Origin of the sequence: Kitasatospora albolonga (assembly GCA_002082585.1) — a bacterium.
GTDB classification, from domain to species: domain Bacteria; phylum Actinomycetota; class Actinomycetes; order Streptomycetales; family Streptomycetaceae; genus Streptomyces; species Streptomyces stephensoniae.
Window position 1 is genome coordinate 1,898,444 of sequence record CP020563.1, and the last position, 19,265, is coordinate 1,917,708.

Genomic DNA, 19,265 nt, shown 5'->3' on the forward strand with positions numbered 1-19,265 from the left:
ATTTCTTCACTCCTGGGTGAGCAAGCGCGTACTGACCGTATGATCGCATCCCGTAAGACCTTCACCAGTACGACACAGAAGGAACACCGCATGCGCATACGCACCGCTGCGCCGATCGCCCTGGCCGCCGCCACCGCACTGGCGGGCTCGCTCCTCGCCACGGCGGCACCGGCCACGGCGGCCGCCCATCAGGGCGGGCTGCACTTCGGGACCGTCCAGTACGACGGCCCCGGCAAGGACGACCGGTCGAACAAGTCCCTGAACGCCGAGTGGGTCAACATCCACAACAACGGCAAGAAGAAGGTCCAGCTCAAGGGCTTCAAGGTGAAGGACAACACCGGTTACACCTACACCTTCGGCAGCTACACCATCGGCGCGGGCAAGACCGTCAAGCTCCGTACCGGCAAGGGCAAGAACGTGGCGGGCACCGTGTACTGGAACCGGGGCTCGTACGTCTGGAACAACACCGGCGACAAGGCCCGGCTGATCAAGCCGAACGGGAAGCTCCAGGACTCCTGCTCCTGGAAGAAGTCGACCCCGGCGAACCAGGGCAAGAAGAACTGCCACTGACCGGTCGCCGTACCGATGGGGCTGCCGCGGTTCGGGGGGACTGCGGCAGCCGTACGCGGACCGGCCGGAAGGGCCGGGACAGTGTGCGCGGCGCGGGGGCGGGGCACAGGGTTAGGGTGCCGCATGACACATGATCATGAGCCCGAGATCCTGCGCTACACCGCCTTCTCCGCCGACCCCGGGGGCGGAAACCCCGCAGGCGTCGTCCTGGACGCGTCGGGTCTTGACGAGGAGCGGATGCTCGCCGTCGCGGCGGAGGTGGGGTACAGCGAGTCGGCGTTCCTGACGGAGCGGACCGGCGAAGACGCGTACACCATCCGCTACTTCAGCCCCAAGGCCGAGGTGCCGTTCTGCGGCCACGCCACGGTCGCCACCGCCATCGCCCTGGCCGAGCGGGACGGGCCGGGCGCGCTGGAGTTCGCCACGGCCGCGGGCCGGGTGCCGGTCACCGTCGTCCGGGAGGGCGACGAACTGCGGGCCACCCTGACCAGCGTGGTGCCGCACATCACGGAGATCGGCGCGGCGGACCTCGCGGAGGCGCTGGCGGCCCTGGACTGGCCGGCCGCCGACCTCGACCCCGCTCTGCCGCCCCGGATCGCCTACGCGGGCGCCCGCCACCTGGTGCTGGCCGCCGCCACCCGCGAGCGGCTGGCCGACCTGGCCTACGACTTCGCGCGGCTCGAGGCGCTGATGCACCGGCTCGACCTGACGACCCTGCAACTGGTGTGGCGCGAGGGGCCGGAGGTCTTCCACGTCCGGGACCCGTTCCCGGTGGGCGGGGTGGTCGAGGACCCGGCGACCGGGGCCGCGGCAGCCGCCTTCGGCGCGTACGTACGCGAGCTGGGGCTCGTACCGGAGGCCGCCGTGCTGACGCTGCACCAGGGCACGGACATGGGCCGCCCCGGCACCCTCACGGTCGAGCTGCACGCCGGGGAGGAGCGGGTCCGGGTCAGCGGGACGGGGGCCCGGATCGGCTGAGGGGGGTTGGTGGGTCGGCCGTACGGCCCCTGCGGGGTCAGCCGACAGGCCCCCGGGGGCCGAGGGGTCAGCCCGTGACCTCCTTGGCCGGGGAGACCCGGGCGAACCAGCGCTCCGTCTCCTCCGGTTCGAGGGCGCGTTCCAGGATGAGGTCGCCACGCATGCCGGGGAAGAAGCGGCCCGCGGGCCAGGAGCGCCGGTAGGACGGCTCGTCGAGCACCAGCAGGCGTACGCCGTCGACCACGGGGATGTCGAAGGGGCTCCCCTCGTTCCACAGCCGGCCGCCGTCCGGGGCGGTCAGGTCGAAGGAGCCCACCGTGTCGACCTGCCCCGGGGTCTCGCGGCAGACGGCGACCTCCTGCGGCGAGGGCGCGTGACCCGCCACATGGCCGCCGCCGATGAGCGCGTCGGCGAGCAGGGTGTGCAGCTGGAAGGTGTCGCCGATGCCGGAGAACCGCAGGGCGTAGCCGGTGCCGCTCGTCCGGTGGAGCGCGACGAGAGGTTCGTCGTCCAGCACCAGGAGCGCGTAGGCCAGGCACTTGAACGGTTCGCCGGACGCCTGCTCCACGGCGGTGAGCAGGTGCAGCAGCCCGCCCCGGAGGTCGTCGGCCCCCGCCCGTACCGCCCGGTGGTTGAGCATCGCGACGGCCGCCATCTCCCACTGGCGCAGCGTCCACCAGCCGACGGCCGCGTCGAACCCGGTCCGCTCGACGATCTCCTCGCCCGGCTCGCCCTCGCCCGGTACGGGAAAGGCCCCGCCGCCGGTCGCCTCCCACGCCTCGGCGAACGCCACGGCGTCCTCAAGGGCCACGCGCAGCCCGGTCAGGACGTCGGGGGCGCAGCGCTCGGCGTCGGCGCCGCGTTCGACGCAGGCCCCGACAAGTACGGCGACGACGGCACGGGGACCAGCCGGAACGTGCTCCAGCACGGCGGCGAGGCGCGGCCCACCGTCCAGCAGCTCCGCCTCCTTGGCCTGCCCGAAGGTCTCCTGCAACCGGACGAACGCCTTGCCGGACCGTTTGGTGTCCCGGGCCACCACCGCGGACTCGAAGTCCGCGACCGCTCCCCCGAACCCGGCCTTGCTGAATATCATTCCAGCACTTTATCGACGGGGTGCGGGGCGCTGCGAAGCCGGTCGGGGGGACGGTCTCCAGCCGGGAGCCGGAACGGTGTCGACGGGCGGAGCCAGGTAGGGGACGCCGACGGGCGGGACGTCGGCGGAAGCAGGCCGACGGGCGGGACCGGGGCGGGCGCGGGAAGATACGGACATGGCTGACCCCGAGCCTGCCGCCAGGCCCGCCCCCGACACCAACGCCGATCCCGCCCCCGGCCCTCGCTCCGGCTCCGGCTCCGGCTCCGGCTCCAACAAGGGTCCCGGCACCGACACCGGGGCAGGCTCCGACGCCGAGTCCGGCCCCCCGTCCGGCCCCGGGCCGCTGACCGTGCCGAGCATGTCCGCGGGCCCGGACTTCGTCCTGCGCCCCTGGGAGATGAGCGACCTCCCGCTGATCCGCGAGGCCGCGCGGGACCCGTACATCCCGCTCATCACGACGGTCCCGGCCCCCTACTCGGACGGGGCCGCCGAGGCGTTCGTCCGCGAGCAGTGGGAACGGGCAGCCACCGGCACCGGCTACCCGTTCGCCATCGTCCGCTCCCGGGACCGGCGCCCGGTGGGGGCCATCGGGCTCTGGCTGCGGGACCTGCCGGAGGGCCGGGCCTCGATCGGGTACTGGATGGTCGCCTCCGGCCGGGGCCAGGGCGTCGCCCGCGCCGCCCTGCGTACGGTGACGGGGTGGGCCCTGCGTGACCTCGGCATCCCCCGCCTCCAGCTCTTCGTCGAACCCTGGAACGCCGCGTCCGCCCGGATCGCCGAGGACGTCGGGTACCGGCGCGAGGGGCTGCTGCGCGGCTGGCAGCAGGTGGGCGACGAGCGCCGGGACATGGCCGTGTACGCGCTGCTGAACAGCGACGGGCCCGGGGATGGCCGGGCGGTAGCCACGGACTGAACACCGAGGCGTTACGATCGCGGGCACCGCCGCCGACCGGCAACCACACGGCAGCCGAGCCCCAGGAGTACCGAACTTGTCCGCACCACGCATCGGCGTATCCATCGTCACCATGGGGGACCGCCCGCAGGCGGTCGAGGCGCTGCTGGCGTCGGTCGCGATGCAGGACGTCCGGCCCACCCGGCTCGTGATCATCGGCAACGGGACGGCCCTCCCGGACTACACGTCCACCCCCGGCCTGGAGGACCTCGACGGCGGGGTGACCACCATCGAGCTGCCGGAGAACCTGGGCTGCCCGGGCGGCCGGAACGAGGGGCTGCGCAGGCTCGCCGAGATCGGTGACGTGGACGTGGTGGTCGAGCTGGACGACGACGGGCTCCTGGTCGACAAGGACGTCTTCCGCCGGGTACGGGACCACTTCGCCGCCGACGACCGGCTCGGCATCGTCGGCTTCCGGATCGCGGACGAGCACGGCGAGACGCAGCGTCGGCACGTGCCCCGGCTGCGGGCGGGCGACCCGATGCGCGGCGGCCCGGTGACGGCCTTCCTCGGCGGCGGCCACGCGTTCTCCATGAAGATGCTGGCGGAGACGGGGCTCTGGCCCGCGGAGTTCTTCTTCACCCACGAGGAGACGGACCTCGCCTGGCGGGCGCTCGACGCGGGCTGGCGGGTGGAGTACGACCCCGAGCTGCTGCTCCAGCACCCGAAGACGTCCCCGGCCCGGCACGCGGTCTACTACCGGATGACGGCCCGCAACCGCGTCTGGCTCGCCCGCCGCAACCTCCCCCTCCCCCTGGTCCCGGCCTACCTCTCCACCTGGACCCTGCTCACCCTGGCCCGCACCCGCGACGCGAAGGGCCTGCGCGCCTGGGCGGGCGGCTTCGCGGAGGGCGTCCGCACTCCTTGCGGGGAGCGGCGCCCGATGCGCTGGTCGACGGTGTGGCGGATGACACGGCTGGGACGGCCGCCGGTCATCTGAGGCCGCCGGTGCGCCCTGCATGCGGACGCCGTGAATTCCGCTGCCGTAAACCCGGACGCCATCGGCCCGGCGGACCATTCGGGAGTCGGACTTCGTCCACCGAGTCCCGAAAGGCGCGCTCTCCGATGCGGCACTCCATCACTCCACTCGGCGGCGCCCTGGTGCGCCGAGCCCCGATGCACGGAACCCTGATGCACGGAGAGTCCACCGGCCGCCGCTGACGCCCGCCGCGGCCGTACGACACCGACCGAGGAGGACGGCCATGGGGCCGGAGCTGAGCGCGATGCCGGTGGAGTCCTTATGGGTCTATCCGGCGCTCGCCCTCGTCATGGCCCTGCCCCTCGTCCCCAACGCCGCTGTTCTGGCCACCGCCGGGGCGCTCGCCGCCACGGGCAGGCTGAGCGTGCCGCTCGTTCTCACCGCGCCGTTCGTGGGCGCGGTCCTCGGTGACCTGGCCGTCTTCGCCGCCGGGTCCCTGCTGGCCTCACGCGCCCGGGGCCGGTTCGTACGGCGGGGAGCCGGGCCCGAGGTGCGTACGCGGATCACGCGGCACCTTCGCGTCTACGGGACACCCGGAGTGATCGGCGTCCGCTTCGTGCCGGGCGGCCGGTTCGTGGGAGGGCTCGTGGCCGCCCCCGCGGGCTTCACCGTCGGCCGCTTCCTGGGGGCCGCGTGCCTGGCCGAGCTCGTCTTCGTCTCGTACGCCGTCGGCCTGGGCTACCTCGGCGGCGCAGCCGGTGCGACCGGCTACGCGGCCGTTCTCGTCGGCCTCGCGGTCTCCGCCCTGTCCGCGCTGGTCATGGCCGTCAGGCAGCGCGGCGGCACGCTCGGAGGAGGGCGTCGGCCGGGCCGGTTCGCCGGTCTCTCGTCACGGCGGCTTCACCGACGCCGCCGCGCACTGCGAGAAGGGGCCTCCGAGCGGACGATCCGTCCGGCCGGAGGCCCCTCTCGCTGATGCGCAGCCAAGCCAGGCTGTACGCCGGGTTCTGTCTCCCGGTCGCCTCGCGGCGGCCGGGGAGACGGCCATCCATCTAGGACCGGCATTGCTGCCGGCCTCGTGCGGTCTACCCGTGAACTCGGGCGAGCAGCCCTCGAACGTTCACGCAGGGCCGCTCCCTGACGGGGACGGCCCCTCTTGACCTTGCTCCGGGTGGGGTTTACCTAGCCGCCTGAGTCACCTCAGGCGCTGGTGGTCTCTTACACCACCGTTTCACCCTTACCCGGGACCGAGGTCCCGGGCGGTCTGTTCTCTGTGGCACTGTCCCGCGGGTCACCCCGGGTGGCCGTTAGCCACCACCCTGCCCTGTGGAGCCCGGACGTTCCTCGGGAGGGTCCCGAAAGATCCTCACGCGGCCGTCCGCCTGACGTGACTGCTCCGCCCATCCTAACGGGCCGCGGATGCGGCCCGACCGGGGTCCCTCAGCCGAAGTCCGCCGTCTCCAGGTCGAAGCCGAAGGGCTCGGGGAGCGGGAGCGGCTTTCCGTACGGGATGGTGAGGTGCTGGCGGTAGTCGTCGCCCTCCGGGTCGCTGAACAGCGTCACCGAGGCGGCGTCCCGGTCGATGAGGAGGTGGAGCGGGATGCCTCCGCGCGCGTAGCAGCGGCGCTTGGCCTCGCGGTCGGACTGGGGCTTGGTGGAGGTCACCTCGACGACGAGGGCGACGCCTTCGCAGGGCATCCAGGGGTCGGCGCCACGGAAAAGCCTCAGCTCAAGGGGGGCGAACGTACCGTCGGGGATGGCGTGGTTCTTCGGGCAGCCACCGCCGCTGCGGAGCTTGAGGCCCTTGTTCCCGGAGAACTGCATCCGCGTACGGGCACGCCTGGCCACTTGGTCCACGATCAGCCCGATGTAGTCCTCGTGGTCCCCGTCCGGCGGCGGCGTCACGACAATCTCCCCCTCGATCAGTTCCGCCCGGAAGCCTTCCGGCGTGTCCAGGGCCAGGAAGCCCTCCAGAAGGACTTCCGCCTGCGTGAGCGGCTCGTGCGCCATGGCAGTCATGTCACGCTCCTTCCTCGGTCGCTTGCCAGACTGGGACATCGGGGGACCAGCCGTCCGTGAGAGGGGAGTTCTTCCCCCGATCGTGGCACAGCTCCATGCCACGTGGAGGAAGGCTCCGGGCCCCTCGGCCGAAGCCGGTGCTTGACCTTGCCGCGACGTCATGGTTTCTCCTGGCCTCATGCGTATCGGAGAGATCGCCGCGCTCGTCGGAGTCACCTCCCGGGCCATCCGGCACTACCACCACATCGGGCTGCTGCCCGAACCCGCCCGGCGGGCCAACGGCTACCGGGCGTACACCGTACGCGATGCCGTACTGCTGGCCCGCATCCGGCGGCTGACCGAGATCGGGCTCTCCCTGGACGAGGTACGGGACGTGCTCGCGGACGACGCGGGGCGGGAGCTGGCCGAGGTCCTGAGCGAGCTCGACGCGGACCTGGCCCGGCAGGAGCGGGAGATCCACGAGCGGCGGCAGGTGCTGGCCGCGCTGCTGGAGGCGCCGCCCGCCTCGGACGGGCCGCTCTCCCCCGCCCTGGCCGCCCTGCTGGAACGGGCGCCCGCCACCGGGTCCCCCGCCGCGGCGAAGGACCGCGAGCATCTGCTGTTGCTGGACGCGGCGGGCGACGGGGCAGGGGCCGAGCTGTACGCGGCGCTGCGGCCGCTGGCCGACGACCCCGGGGTGGCGGTGCTGTACGAGCGGCTCGACGAACTGGCCGGGGCCCCGGCGGACGACCCCCGTGTCCCCGCGCTGGCGGCCGACCTCGCCGCCGCCGTACCGGACGAGGTCCTGGCGGTGATCCCGGAGGGCGAGCCGTCGGCGGCGGGGTGGGGCCGGGTAGTGCTCGACGACTATCCGCCCGCGCAGCGCGAGGTGGTGCGCCGGGTGATGGAGACGCTGGCCGCACGGATGCGAAGGAGGACGTCATGGGAGCAGTGAGGGAGGGGCGCGTGCGTACGCGGGTGGCCTCGGCCGTGGACCGGGGGGTGCCCGTCGTGGTGCGGCGGCTGGTGGCGCACGAGTTCCGGGCGCTGCACAGCCTCGGACTCTGGACCGTACGCCGTCGGCACCGGCTTCCGGAGGGGGCGCGGCCCTTCCCGTACACCGAACCGCAGACCGGGACCATGTGGGTGTTCTTCTTCGTCTCCGTCCTGGAGACCGTGGTGCTGGCCCTGGTGATCCCCTGGCCGCTGGTCCACCAGATCCTGCTGGTGACAGGCGTGTACGGGGTGCTGTTCGTCATCGCCCTGCACGCGAGCTGCGTGACCCGGCCGCATCTGGTGGAGCGCGACGGTTCGCTGCGGCTGCGCTACGGCGCGCTGTTCGATCTGCGGGTGCCCGCCACCGTCATCGCCTCCGTCCGGGTCGAGCGGTGCTACTCGGGCAGCGGGATCGTGCGGGTCGGCGAGGACGGGAGCCTCGATCTGGTGGTCGCCGGGCAGACCACGGTGGTGGTGGAGCTGACGGAAGGGGTGGAGTACGTACGGCCGCTGGGGCGGCGCGGGACCGCCCGGACGCTCCGGTTCCACGCGGACGACCCGCGGGCGATGGTGGCGGCGCTCATGGAGAGCGCCGCACCGCTCACGCCGGAGCGAACAGCACCGACCTCGCCGCCGGGCCCGCCCGCGTGAGCCGGACCCGTAGCCGCTCCCCCAGCGGGAGCGGGGCCGTCCCGCCCTCGATCCGGCCGACGACCGCCGGGTCCCGGAGGTGGACCGTGCCGGTGGCCGGGTTCCGGTCCCCGACATCGACCACGTACGCGTCGAAGAGTTCGCCCACCCTCCCCTCCAGCAGCGCCGCCTCCACCAGGTCGACGCAGGCCCGCTCCACGGTGTTCGCCCGGCGCGTCCCCTCGGCCATCTCCTTCGGGAGGGCGGGGAGGGCCTCCCGTACCCACTCCGGGGGCTCCTTCCCCGCGGTCGCGGCGAGGCAGAGTTCGGAGGCGTACCGGTCGACCAGGCGGCGCAGCGGGGCCGTGCAGTGCGTGTAGAGGTCGGCCACAGCCGCGTGCACGGCGGGGTCGGGCAGGTCGCCGTGGTCGAAGGCGGTGTAACCGGCGCCGCGCAGCAGGGTGGTGCACTCCTGGAGGAACGCCGCGTGGTGGGGCAGTTCCGGGTTCAGGGAGCGGACGACCCGCGCGTACGGGACGTGGTGCGGCCAGTCGACGCGCAGGGCGCGGGCGGACCGCCGCAGCCGGGCCACCGCCCCGTCCGGGGCGGTCGGCAGGGTGCGCAGGATGCCGGTGCCCGCCTCGGCCATGAGGTGGGCGGCGGCGGTCCCGGTGAGGAGCGAGATCTGCGCGTTCCACGCCTCGGCGGGGAGCGGGGCGCGGTAGGCGAGGCCGTAGGCGCCGTCGTGGCCGGTGATCTGCTGCTCGGGGACGTCGAGCGAGATGCCGCCCCGGGCCAGCTCCTGTTCCTCGCGCAGCCGTCCGATCTCCCGGAGCAGGGCGAGGGGTTCCTCGGCGGTACGGGCGTCGATCCGCCGCTGCACGCCCGCGTAGTCGAGCTTGGCGCGGCTGCGGACCAGGGCACGGCGTACGTCGGTGGCGGTGGCCCGCCCGTCGCTGTCCAGGTCGATCCGCCAGAGCGCGGCCGGGCGGACCTCCCCGGGGAGCAGGCTGGCCGCGCCCTCGGAGAGGACGGTGGGGTGGAGGGCGACGCGGTCGTCGGGGAAGTAGAGGGTGGTGACCCGGCGGTGGGCCTCCGCGTCGAGCGCCCCGCCCGGCCGGACGAAGGCGGCGACGTCCGCGATGGCGTAGTGCACCCGGTAGCCGCGCCCGTCCCGGCGGCGCTCCAGGTGCATCGCCTGGTCCAGGTCCGTGGACGCGGGTGGGTCGATGGTGAGGAAGGGGAGGTCTGTGGCGTCCTCGTGGGCCGACAGGTCCGGGTCCCGTACGGCCGCCTCCGCCTCGGCCATCGCCTCGGCGGGGAAGGCGGCGGGCAGGTCGAGTTCGGTCCGCAGGTCGCGCAGGGCGGCCCCGAGCGAACAGTCGGCCGCTCCGGTCATACGCAGGTGGCGGCGGGGCATGGACCGAGCGTAGGCCGGAGGGCGGGAGGCGGCATCCGGGGCGCGTCCGTGCCCGTACGGCGCCGGGGGCGGGGGCAGCTGATGCTGTGCGGCACCGGGGGCCGAGCGGGGGCAGGGGCCGAACCGGGGAGCACGGCAGCCCGACGCCGTGGAGGCACCGGGACCCGTCCCCGTACGCCGTCCGGAAGCGGTCATCGCGAGGCCCGCACGCTCCGGGACCGTACCGGTGGCCCCGCCCCGTCCCCGTACCCTTGCCGGGGGACCCGGGAAGCCCGCACGCGGACCGGGCCCCGCTTGTCGTGCGTACGAAGGAGAACCGCCGTGCTCGTGCTGTTGCCGCCCTCCGAAGGAAAGGCCGCCTCGGGGCGCGGGGCTCCCCTGAAGCCGGAGGCGCTGTCGCTGCCGGGGCTCGCCGAGGGGCGGGCGGCGGTCCTGGACGAGCTGGTCGAGCTGTGCCAGGCGGACGAGGAGAAGGCCCGCGAGGTGCTCGGGCTGAGTGTGGGGCTGCGGGGCGAGGTGGGGAAGAACGCGGAGCTGCGGACCGCCGGGACCCGGCCGGCCGGGGAGCTGTACACCGGGGTGCTGTACGACGCCCTCGGTCTGGCCTCCCTCGACGCGGACGCCCGGCGCCGCGCGGCGAAGTCGCTGCTGGTCTTCTCCGGGCTCTGGGGCGCGGTCCGGATCGGGGACCGGATTCCGCACTACCGCTGCTCGATGGGCGTGAAGCTCCCCGGTCTCGGCGCGCTCGGCGCGTACTGGCGCACGCCCATGGAGACGGTCCTGCCCGAGGCCGCCGGGGACGGGCTCGTCCTGGATCTGCGGTCCGCCGCGTACGCGTCCGCGTGGAAGCCCAAGGGTGAGGTCGCCGCGCGGACCGCGAGCGTGCGGGTGCTCCAGTCGCAGATCGTGGACGGGGTGGAGAAGCGGTCCGTCGTCAGCCACTTCAACAAGGCGACCAAGGGGCGGCTGGTCCGCGATCTGCTGTCGGCGGGAGCCCGGCCGAAGAACCCGGCGGAGCTGGTGGATGCGCTGCGCGATCTCGGGTACGTGGTGGAGGCCGAGGCCCCCGCGCGCGCCGGGCGGCCCTGGTCGCTCGATGTGGTGGTGACGGAGATCCACTGAGGGCGTGTTGCACCTGACGCAACGGGCGTTGCAGCAGGTGCCCCGGGGCGGCAGGATGGGCCCATGACCTCCTCCCTGCCGCCCGCCGCCCCCTCCGACACCTCCGTACTGGATCTCGCCCCCGTCGTCCCGGTCGTCGTCCTGCACGACGTGGCCGACGCGGTGCCGCTGGCGCGGGCGCTGGTGGCGGGCGGGCTTCCGGCGATCGAGGTGACCCTGCGGACGCCCGCCGCGCTCGACTCCATCCGGGCCATCGCCGCCGAGGTGCCGGGGGCGGTCGTCGGGGCCGGTACGGTCATCTCGCCGCAGCACGTACGGGACACCGTCGACGCGGGCGCCCGGTTCCTGGTCAGCCCGGGGTGGACGGACGCGCTGCTGGAGGCGATGCGGGAGGCCGGGGTGCCGTTCCTGCCCGGTGTCTCGACCACCTCCGAGGTGGTGGCCCTGCTGGAGCGCGGGGTGAGCGACATGAAGTTCTTCCCGGCCGAGGCGGCGGGCGGCACCGCCTATCTCAAGGCGCTCTCCGCCCCGCTCCCCCAGGCCCGGTTCTGCCCGACCGGCGGGATCTCCCTCGCCTCCGCGCCCTCCTACCTCGCCCTGCCGAACGTCGCCTGTGTGGGCGGGAGTTGGATGATTCCGGGCGACGCGGTGGCGGCGAAGGACTGGGACCGGGTGGCCCGGCTCGCGGCGGAGGCGGCGGCGCTGGGGGCCTGAGCCCGCGAGAAGCCGGCGCGCCTCAGCCCAGGATCTGCACCGCGTACAGCCCGCCGATCCCCAGCGCCAGCACCCCCAGCAGCAGCCGCAACGCGGTCTCCGGCAGCCGGGGCTGGAGGTGCGCGCCCAGGTATCCCCCGCAGAGTCCGCCCAGACCGCAGGCCAGGCCGAGTGTCCAGTACGGGGCGATGTCCCCGGTCACCGTCAGGGCGAGCAGCGCGTACGTCCCCGCGCCCACGACCGAGGTCACGAAGGTGGCGGCCAGCGCGGCCGGGGCCACCTTCGCGACCGGCATCCCGCGCCCGACGAGGATCGGGCCGAGGAGCGAGCCGCCGCCGATCCCGTAGATCCCGCCCGCCACCCCGACGGCCAGGGCGAGGCGGGTGATGCTCCGGGGCGAGGGTTCCGGGCCCGGGGCCCTCGTGCGTGCGGCGCGGTGCAGCGTACGGAGGCAGAGCCAGCCGCCCAGCGGGAGCAGCAGCACCGCGATCAGCAGCCGGAACACCGACGGGCCCGGCACCGCGAAGACCCGGATCACCGCGCCGACGACGACCCCGGGGACCGTGCCCAGGACCAGCAGCCGGGTCAGGGGGCCGCGGAGGCCGCCGTTCCGGTGGTGGCGCAGCAGGGCGCCGGGGCCCGCCACCACGTTGTAGAGCAGGTTGGTGGGGGTGACCGCCGGGCTGGGCACCCCGAGCACGCTGACCTGGACCGGCAGCAGGAACACCGCCCCGGACACCCCGACCGGGGCGGTCACCACCGAGATCAGCAGCCCGGCGGCGAAGCCGAGCAGCCCCGTCCCCCAGTCCATCGAAGCCCCGTGGCCGTCAGCGCAGGTGCGAGGTGTCGTTGAGGAGGCGTACGGAGGCGTTGCCGTCCCCGTAGTACGCGACCGTGGAGATCGAGGCCGCCGACAGCTCCATCCGGAACATCGCCTGCGCCGGGGCCTCCAGCGCCAGCCGGACCAGCGTCTTGATCGGGGTGACGTGGGTGACGAGCAGGACCGTGCGGCCCGCGTACCGGGCGGTCAGCCGGTCCCGGGCGGTCGCGACCCGGGCCGCGACCTCCGTGAAGCTCTCGCCGCCGCCCGTCGGCGCGGTGTCCGGCGAGGCGAGCCAGGCGGTCAGGTCGTCCCCGTACCGCTCACGTACCTCCCCGAACGTCAGCCCCTCCCACGCGCCGAAGTCCGTCTCGCGCAGGCCGTCCTCGATGCGGACGTCCAGGCCGAGGCGGTCCGCGACGGCGGCGGCGGTCTCGCGGCAGCGGCGCAGCGGTGAGCTGACGATCTCCTGGACCGTGCCGAGGGCCGCGAAGTGCGCGGCGGCCCGGGCGGCCTGGTCGCGGCCGGTGGCGGAGAGTTCGGGGTCGGTGCCGCCGCTGCCGGAGAACCGCTTCTCGGGGGTGAGCGCCGTCTCGCCGTGCCGGAGCAGGACGAAGGTGGCGGGCGCTCCGAGGTCGGGGGCGGCGGCCCAGCCGACCTGCGGGGCCGGGGTGGCGGCCACAGCGGTCACGTCGGCGGGCGCGGGTTCTTCCGGAGCGTCGACCTCGAACAGCGTCCCGGTATCAGCCCCGCCCCGCGCCGCCGCCGGCGCCGCACGGGCCCTCGCCGCTCCCGCCGCCGCGTCACCGGGCGGGCCCCGGTCAGGGAGCGGGGTGCGCGCGGGGGCGTCGAGCTCGGCCGTGGAGGCGGACGCCTCCCACTGCCTGCCCTCGCGCCCCGCGTCCATCGCCTCGTTGGCGAGCCGGTCGGCGTGCTTGTTCTGGGCGCGCGGAATCCACTCGTACGTGACCGAGGACGGCGGCAGCAGAGCGGCGGCCCGGGCCGCCAGCGGCTTCATGTCGGGGTGCTTGATCTTCCAGCGCCCCGACATCTGCTCGACCACCAGCTTGGAGTCCATCCGGACGTGGACCCTGAGGTCCGTGGGGTCCGTCTCCGGGAACAGCGCCTTCGCGGCCGTCAGACCGGCGATCAGGCCCCGGTACTCGGCGACGTTGTTCGTCGCGACACCGATGTACTCGGCGGCCTCGGCGAGGGTCTCGCCGGTCGCCGCGTCGAGGACGACCGCGCCGTAACCGGCGGGCCCCGGGTTGCCCCGGGAGCCGCCGTCGGCCTCGACCACCAGCCGGCGGACAGCGCTCATTACAGGCCCGACTCCGAGGTGCGGACCAGGATGCGGTGGCAGTTCTCGCAGCGCAGCACCGTCTCGGGGGACGCGGACTTCACGTCGTTGACCTCGGCCATGTTCAGCTCCAGGCGGCAGCCCTCGCAGCGGCGCTGGTAGAGCCGGGCGGCGCCGACCCCGCCCTGCTGGGCGCGGAGCTTGTCGTACAGCTTCAGCAGGTCGGCGGGGATGACCTCGACGACGACCTGGCGGTCCTTGGCCACCGTGGCGGCCTCGGCGTCCAGTTCGGCGGTGGCCGCGTCACGGCGGGCGGTGGCGTCGTCGACCTTGGCCTGGACGGCGGAGACCCGCTCGGTCAGCTCGGCGACCCGCTCCTGGGCGGACTCGCGGCGCTCCATGATCTCCAGGACGATGTCCTCCAGGTCGGCCTGGCGCTTGGCGAGCGAGGCGATCTCGCGCTGGAGGCTCTCCAGGTCCTTGGGCGAGGAGACCGCGCCGGAGTCCAGACGCTGCTGGTCACGGACGGCACGCTGGCGCACCTGGTCGACGTCCTGCTCGGCCTTGGTCTGCTCGCGGCTGGTGTCGCTCTCCTCGGTGGTGGAGGCGACCAGCAGGTCACGGAGCTGGGCGAGGTCGCTGCTGAGCTGCTCGATCTCGGCGTGCTCCGGCAGCGATGCGCGCTTGTGGGCGAGCTGGGCGAGGCGGGTGTCGAGGGCCTGGACGTCGAGAAGTCGGATCTGGTCGGCGGGCGCGGCGTTCAGTTGGGGGCTCCAGAGGAATGGTGGGTGGTCCAGGGGTCGGTGACCTGCTTCGAGACATGGACCCGCAGGTCCCATCCGTGGCGGTCGGAAAGCGCGTCGAGCTGCGCGGCCGCCTGCTCGCACCAGGGCCACTCGGTGGCCCAGTGCGCGGCGTCGACCAGGCCGAGCGGCGAGTGCTGCACGGCCTCGGACGCCGGGTGGTGGCGCAGGTCCGCGGTGAGGAAGGCGTCGACCCCGGCGGCGCGCACGGCGTCGAAGAGGCTGTCGCCGGAGCCGCCGCTGACGGCGGCGGTGCGTACGAGCGCCTCCGGGTCACCGGCCAGCCGGATGCCCTGCGCGGTGGCGGGGAGCCGGGCGGCGGCCCGGGCGGCGAAGTCGGCCAGGGTCTCGGGGTGGTCCAGTTCGCAGATCCGGCCGAGTCCGCGGCGGCCCTCGGGGTCGGTGGGGTCCGGTACGAGGGGGCCGGTGATCCGCAGGTCCAGGGCTCCGGCGAGGGCGTCGGAGACGCCGGGGTCGGCGGTGTCGGCGTTGGTGTGCGCGACGTGGAGCGCGATGTCGTGCTTGATGAGCGTGTGGACGACCTTGCCCTTGAAGGTGTCGGCGGCGACCGTCGTCGTCCCGCGCAGATAGAGCGGGTGGTGGGTGACGATCAGCTGGGCGCCGAGCTTCAGGGCCTCGTCGGCGATCTCGTGGACGGGGTCGACGGCGAACAGCACCCGGTCGACCTCGGCGTCCGGGTCGCCGCAGACCGTCCCGACCGCGTCCCACCCCTCGGCCCGCTCGGGGGGCCAGAGGGCGTCGAGGGCGGCGATGACTTCAGACAGACGGGGCACGGGGGAAAGGCTACCTGTCCGGCACGGCCCGCCGCCCCTGGCCGCCGGACCTGTACGCCGGGACCGGCGGCCGGGCACGAATCGTTACTTCACCTGCGCGCTTCGTCACTCCCAGGCCCGCACGGAAGGGGCTCCTCACCGGGTTCGCGCGGAACCGGGCTACTTCACCAGGTTCGCGCGGAGGTCGTCCAGGACCAGCCCGGCGGAGGTGACCCCGAGGCCCAGGTACCAGGTCTCGTCGGAGACGTCCTTCGCCCGGCCCTCCCTGACCGCGTCGAGCTTCTTCCACAGCGGGCTGGACCGGGCGGTGTCGCGCTGGGTCGCCTTCGGGTCGCCGTAGACGCCAGTGAAGATCCAGTCGGCGTCCGCCTCGTCGATCCGCTCCGGGCTGATCTCGGTGGCGAGGTCGTCGATCTGCTGGTTCTCCGGGCGGGGCAGACCGACGTCCTCCAGGATCGTGCCGATGAACGACGCCCGGGCGTAGAGCCGGAGGCGGTCGGGCAGGTAGCGGACCATGGAGACGGTCGGCTTGTCGGCGCCGATGTCCTTCCCGAGCTTCTCCGCCTTCGCCTGGTACGCGGCCAGCGCCGAGTGGGCCCGCTCGGTGCGGTCCAGGGCCTGGGCGTTGAGGAGGAAGTTCTCCTTCCAGGTGAAGCCCGGGCGGATGGAGAAGACGGTCGGGGCGATCTTGGACAGCTCGTCGTACTTGTCCGCCGCGCGCAGCTGGCTGCCGAGGATCAGGTCCGGCTTCAGACCCGCGATCGCTTCGAGGTTGAGGCTGTTGATCGTGCCGACGCTCTTCGGGTTCCCCGCCTCCTTCTTCAGGTACGAGGGGATGGCCGCGTCACCTTCGCCGGGCGCGTAGCCGACCGGCTTCAGGCCGAGGGACACCACGTTGTCGAACTCGCCGACGTCCAGGACGACCACGCGCCGGGGTGGGGCCTTGAGCTCGCTCTTCCCCATGGCGTGGGTGATGGTCCGGGGGAACGCGCCGGGCTCAACCTCGGTGCCGTACGCCGCCGTCTTCCGCGCCGCGTCCGCGAAGTCCTTGCCCCCGGTGGCGACGGCCGCCTTCCGGTCACCTCCCCCGTCCCCGTCCGCCGTGTCCCCGCTCCCGCAGGCCGGGAGGGAAAGGGCGGCGGCGACCGCCAGGGTGACTGCGGCGGTACCGCGGGACCGAGGGGACATCGCTTGCTCCTGCTGGTGCGCGTACGTGCGCGGGGCACGCCTGCTCGATGGGGGCCGCCTCACCCTAGGGCCTCTCGTTTGGATCATGCCGGGCTCGATCCAAACGAAAGACCCTAGGCACCGGCACCCCCGCCAGCACACTCACCCCCTCCCGCTCAGGAGAATCCGGGCATTGCCACCCTTATGTGTGAAGTGAGGTGGCTCGTGTTGTTCGGCTGGAAGTGCGAAAACTAGCTTTCGTAGCCGGAGGTGACGAGCCCATGACTGCCTGTGCCATCGAGGGCGGAACCGCCGGGGCCGCCACGACGGCGGAACCCGGTCCCGAAGAGTCCGGCGAGCCGGAGGAACCCGTCGGCGCGGCCCCGGCCGATCCGGCCATCCCCTGGAGCGAGGTGTCCCACGCCGATCCGGCCATCCCCTGGAGCGCGGCGTCGCACGCCCCCGGGGCCTTCACGCTCACCGCGGACGGTGCCTACGGGGCCCGGCTGACGGCGGCGCCCGGGCCGCCGGGCGAGCGCGCCTGGTACCCGGAGCGGTGGACGCTGGACGGGCCTGAGCCCTACGCGGTGCCGCTGCCGCTCCACCAGCCCGAGGAGCCGGATGCCCAGGTGGTGCCGCTCGCCGACGGGCGGGTGCTGATCCGGCGGCGGGTGGCGGACCGGCAGATGTTCTCGCTGCTCTACCCGACCGGGCCCGGCACCGGTGAGCTGGCCCTCGGCGCGGTCGAGTGCGAGGGGATGACGCTGCTGCCGCCCGCGCCGGACGGCTCCAGCGTGTACGCCCTCTCCCCCGGCGAGCACTCCTCGCTGCTGTGGCTGGTGGCCGGTGGCGCCTTCGGGCCGGAGCTGGTCGCGGAGATCCCCGGGCACTGCTCCGGCGGGGCCTGGCTGGACGGGGCGGGCCGGATGCTGGCCCTGGACCGGCGGCTGCCGGGCGGCGGGCCGGTCAAGGCGGTCGCCGTGGACCTGGAGCGGAACGGCGAGGTGACGCCGCTGCTCCAGATCACGCCGGAGAGCAACGACCGGCTGCTGCTGGCCGACGCGGACAGCGGGCTGCTGCTCCTGCGCTCGGACGCGCCGGGCCACGACCGGCTCGGCTGGGGCGTGCTCGGCAGCTGTCTGCCCGTGCGCTTCCCGGAGTGTCTGCGTCCGGCGGATGTGGCGGTGACGCCGTTCGCCGTGCAGCCCGGTCAGATGCTGATGCCGGAGAGCTGCGCGGTCGCCCTGCGGATCGACGGGGCGGCCGGGAGCTGGGTGGGGGTCTGGCGTCCGCAGGGGCGGCGGCTGCACCAGTTCGCGGCGCCGGAGGGGTGGGCGGCGGGGGCCGGGTACTGGAGCGGCGACGGGGTGCTGCACCTCCCGTACGCGAACACGGGGACGCCCTGCGGTGTGGCCCTGCTCGACGCCCCGGCCGACGACGGACCGCTCCCGGGGACCGGCGGTCACGGCGGTGCGGACGGTATGACGAACGGCGGTACGGACGGCAGTACGGGCGGAACGGAACCGTCCGCCGCGATCGCCCCTCCTGCCGTGTGCAAGCCCGTTCCGCTGGGGCAGGCGCCTCTGCACCGAACGGCCTCACCGGCCGGACACCGCACGGCGTCACCTGGATAAACTCGGTCCCGGCTACGCGGCCGTACCGGCGGGGCGCCGACGGTGACCGCGTCGGAGGACGGCGGCGGGGCTTGCGAACACGTACGTGCGACACAGGTAAGCGATCACAACGGGGTGACTTCCCACATGTCTGAAACCCGAACCGACACGACCACACCGCGCACGCCGGGGGGCGACGCGGAGGGGGCCGGGACCGGCGGTTCCGGAAAGCACCGAGGGGGTGCGTCGATGGAGAGCACGTCGGCGCAGCCGCACGGCCGCCACCGCAGGCCCGCCCAGTCCGCCCAGGAGGAGTCCAGGGCGGCCTGAGGTGTGAGCAACAGCGGTTGAGAGGGGTCCGGTACGGCAGAACCTGCCGTACCGGGCCCCTCTCATCGCTCCCTACTCCCTTTTGAGGCCCAGCACTTCGGCCGCCGCGAAGGTCTCGCCGCGCGGCCGGTCCGCGTAGTACGGGGTGATCAGCTCGTCCAGCTCGGCGAAGGTGAACGTCTCCTTCGCCGCATCGAACGTGGCCGCCACCCTGGGCCGTTCGACGATCGCGATCATGCCCCCGTGGACGACGAGCAGCTGCCCGTTGACCCCGGCGGCGGCGGGTGAGGCGAGGTACCCGACGAGCGGGGAGACATGCTCGGGGGCCAGCGCGTCGAGGGTGCCGTCGGCCGGTTCCTGGAAGCCCGCGAAGACGTCCTCGGTCATCCGGGTCCGGGCGCGCGGGCAGATGGCGTTGGCCGTGACGCCGTACTTGGCCAGCGCCAGGGCGGTGGAGGTGGTGAGCCCGACGATGCCGCCCTTGGCCGCCGCGTAGTTGGGCTGCCCCGCCGAGCCCGCGAGGAACGCCTCGGACGAGGTGTTGACGATCCGCCCGTGGACCGGGCCGCCGGTCTCCTTGGAGCGGGCGCGCCAGTGGGCGGCGGCGAAGTGGGTGGTGTTGTAGTGGCCCTTGAGGTGGACCCGGATCACCGTGTCCCACTCGTCCTCGGTCATGGAGAAGATCATCCGGTCGCGCAGGATGCCCGCGTTGTTGACCAGGATGTCCAGCTTGCCGTACGTACGGATCGCCGACTCGACCAGTTCCCGGGCCTGTTCGTGGTCGGCCACGTCTCCGACGTGGGCGGTCGCCCGGCCGCCCGCCGCGCGGATCTCGGCGGCGACCTCCTCGGCGGGCGCGGCGGACGCCTCGCCCGAGCCGTCGCGGCCCGGCTGTCCGAAGTCGTTGACGACGACGGCCGCGCCGAGCCGGGCCAGTTCGAGGGCCTCGGCGCGGCCGAGGCCGCGGCCGGCGCCGGTGACGATCGCGGAGAGCCCGTCCAGCGGGCGGGGAAGTGACATCGCGGTCCTCGGCTTCCTTTCTTGCG

20 protein-coding genes and 1 other RNA gene are annotated in these 19,265 nt (G+C 73.8%); 11 read left to right on the forward strand and 10 right to left on the reverse strand.

Features of this window, described 5'->3' with window-relative positions; all coding sequences use genetic code 11:
* The first annotated feature begins 90 nt into the window (after positions 1-90).
* The gene (locus B7C62_08200) at positions 91-570 is read left to right on the forward strand and encodes a hypothetical protein (protein ID ARF72257.1); all 480 of its coding nucleotides are present in this window, start codon (positions 91-93) and stop codon (positions 568-570) included.
* A 123-nt stretch (positions 571-693) separates the two neighbouring features.
* A complete protein-coding gene (locus tag B7C62_08205; protein ID ARF72258.1) occupies positions 694-1,548 on the forward strand; it encodes a phenazine biosynthesis protein PhzF in 855 nt (284 codons plus the stop codon).
* A 67-nt stretch (positions 1,549-1,615) separates the two neighbouring features.
* On the opposite strand, the gene B7C62_08210 is transcribed toward B7C62_08205, so the two are convergent.
* The gene (locus tag B7C62_08210) at positions 1,616-2,641 is read right to left on the reverse strand and encodes a hypothetical protein (GenBank protein ARF72259.1); all 1,026 of its coding nucleotides are present in this window, start codon (positions 2,639-2,641) and stop codon (positions 1,616-1,618) included.
* A 358-nt stretch (positions 2,642-2,999) separates the two neighbouring features.
* On the opposite strand from B7C62_08210, the gene B7C62_08215 reads away from it, so the two are divergent.
* The 3 genes from B7C62_08215 (at position 3,000) to B7C62_08225 (ending at position 5,488) form a co-directional block, all read left to right on the forward strand.
* Complete coding sequence (locus tag B7C62_08215; protein ARF77043.1) at positions 3,000-3,554, forward strand: GNAT family N-acetyltransferase; 555 nt, start codon at positions 3,000-3,002, stop codon at positions 3,552-3,554.
* Positions 3,555-3,630: 76 nt separating this feature from the next.
* Positions 3,631-4,533: a glycosyl transferase gene (locus B7C62_08220; GenBank protein ARF72260.1), complete on the forward strand. Its 903-nt coding sequence runs from the start codon at positions 3,631-3,633 to the stop codon at positions 4,531-4,533.
* A gap of 262 nt (positions 4,534-4,795) precedes the next feature.
* Complete coding sequence (locus tag B7C62_08225) at positions 4,796-5,488, forward strand: hypothetical protein (protein ID ARF72261.1); 693 nt, start codon at positions 4,796-4,798, stop codon at positions 5,486-5,488.
* 4 nt (positions 5,489-5,492) lie between these two features.
* Here B7C62_08225 and rnpB read toward each other — a convergent pair.
* Both rnpB and B7C62_08235 read right to left on the reverse strand, forming a co-directional pair.
* Positions 5,493-5,902: RNase P RNA component class A (gene rnpB, locus B7C62_08230), an RNA gene on the reverse strand.
* Between the two features lie 50 nt (positions 5,903-5,952).
* Positions 5,953-6,522 (reverse strand): hypothetical protein, encoded by a 570-nt coding sequence (locus B7C62_08235; protein ID ARF72262.1) that lies wholly within the window; start codon positions 6,520-6,522, stop codon positions 5,953-5,955.
* 187 nt (positions 6,523-6,709) lie between these two features.
* On the opposite strand from B7C62_08235, the gene B7C62_08240 reads away from it, so the two are divergent.
* On the forward strand, positions 6,710-7,465 hold the full coding sequence (locus B7C62_08240) for a MerR family transcriptional regulator (protein ARF72263.1): 756 nt from the start codon (positions 6,710-6,712) through the stop codon (positions 7,463-7,465).
* Complete coding sequence (locus B7C62_08245) at positions 7,453-8,157, forward strand: hypothetical protein (protein ARF72264.1); 705 nt, start codon at positions 7,453-7,455, stop codon at positions 8,155-8,157. The genes B7C62_08240 and B7C62_08245 overlap by 13 nt, the downstream gene beginning before the upstream one ends.
* On the opposite strand, the gene B7C62_08250 is transcribed toward B7C62_08245, so the two are convergent.
* A complete protein-coding gene (locus tag B7C62_08250) occupies positions 8,108-9,535 on the reverse strand; it encodes a ribonuclease II (protein ID ARF77044.1) in 1,428 nt (475 codons plus the stop codon). The genes B7C62_08245 and B7C62_08250 overlap by 50 nt on opposite strands.
* 342 nt (positions 9,536-9,877) lie before the next feature.
* On the opposite strand from B7C62_08250, the gene B7C62_08255 reads away from it, so the two are divergent.
* Positions 9,878-10,678: a hypothetical protein gene (locus B7C62_08255; GenBank protein ARF72265.1), complete on the forward strand. Its 801-nt coding sequence runs from the start codon at positions 9,878-9,880 to the stop codon at positions 10,676-10,678.
* Positions 10,679-10,741: 63 nt separating this feature from the next.
* Complete coding sequence (locus B7C62_08260) at positions 10,742-11,392, forward strand: keto-deoxy-phosphogluconate aldolase (protein ID ARF72266.1); 651 nt, start codon at positions 10,742-10,744, stop codon at positions 11,390-11,392.
* A gap of 22 nt (positions 11,393-11,414) precedes the next feature.
* Here the strand turns inward: B7C62_08260 and B7C62_08265 are convergent, their stop codons facing one another.
* The 5 genes from B7C62_08265 to B7C62_08285 form a co-directional block, all read right to left on the reverse strand.
* Entirely contained in the window at positions 11,415-12,203 is a 789-nt protein-coding gene (locus B7C62_08265) for a hypothetical protein (GenBank protein ARF72267.1), read from the reverse strand.
* Positions 12,204-12,219: 16 nt separating this feature from the next.
* Positions 12,220-13,533: a bifunctional RNase H/acid phosphatase gene (locus B7C62_08270; GenBank protein ARF72268.1), complete on the reverse strand. Its 1,314-nt coding sequence runs from the start codon at positions 13,531-13,533 to the stop codon at positions 12,220-12,222.
* On the reverse strand, positions 13,533-14,351 hold the full coding sequence (locus B7C62_08275) for a hypothetical protein (protein ID ARF72269.1): 819 nt from the start codon (positions 14,349-14,351) through the stop codon (positions 13,533-13,535). The genes B7C62_08270 and B7C62_08275 overlap by 1 nt, the downstream gene beginning before the upstream one ends.
* Positions 14,273-15,109, reverse strand: a complete 837-nt coding sequence (locus B7C62_08280) for a Nif3-like dinuclear metal center hexameric protein (GenBank protein ID ARF72270.1) — start codon at positions 15,107-15,109, stop codon at positions 14,273-14,275. Before B7C62_08280 ends, B7C62_08275 begins: the two co-directional genes overlap by 79 nt.
* Positions 15,110-15,268: 159 nt before the next feature.
* Positions 15,269-16,297 carry an ABC transporter substrate-binding protein gene (locus B7C62_08285; GenBank protein ID ARF72271.1) on the reverse strand — a complete coding sequence of 343 codons (1,029 nt, stop codon included), beginning with the start codon at positions 16,295-16,297 and terminating at the stop codon, positions 15,269-15,271.
* Between the two features lie 260 nt (positions 16,298-16,557).
* On the opposite strand from B7C62_08285, the gene B7C62_08290 reads away from it, so the two are divergent.
* Positions 16,558-17,910: a hypothetical protein gene (locus B7C62_08290; GenBank protein ID ARF72272.1), complete on the forward strand. Its 1,353-nt coding sequence runs from the start codon at positions 16,558-16,560 to the stop codon at positions 17,908-17,910.
* Between the two features lie 126 nt (positions 17,911-18,036).
* Positions 18,037-18,219 carry a hypothetical protein gene (locus B7C62_08295; GenBank protein ARF72273.1) on the forward strand — a complete coding sequence of 61 codons (183 nt, stop codon included), beginning with the start codon at positions 18,037-18,039 and terminating at the stop codon, positions 18,217-18,219.
* Between the two features lie 72 nt (positions 18,220-18,291).
* On the opposite strand, the gene B7C62_08300 is transcribed toward B7C62_08295, so the two are convergent.
* Complete coding sequence (locus tag B7C62_08300) at positions 18,292-19,239, reverse strand: 3-oxoacyl-ACP reductase (GenBank protein ID ARF72274.1); 948 nt, start codon at positions 19,237-19,239, stop codon at positions 18,292-18,294.
* Positions 19,240-19,265: the final 26 nt, after the last annotated feature.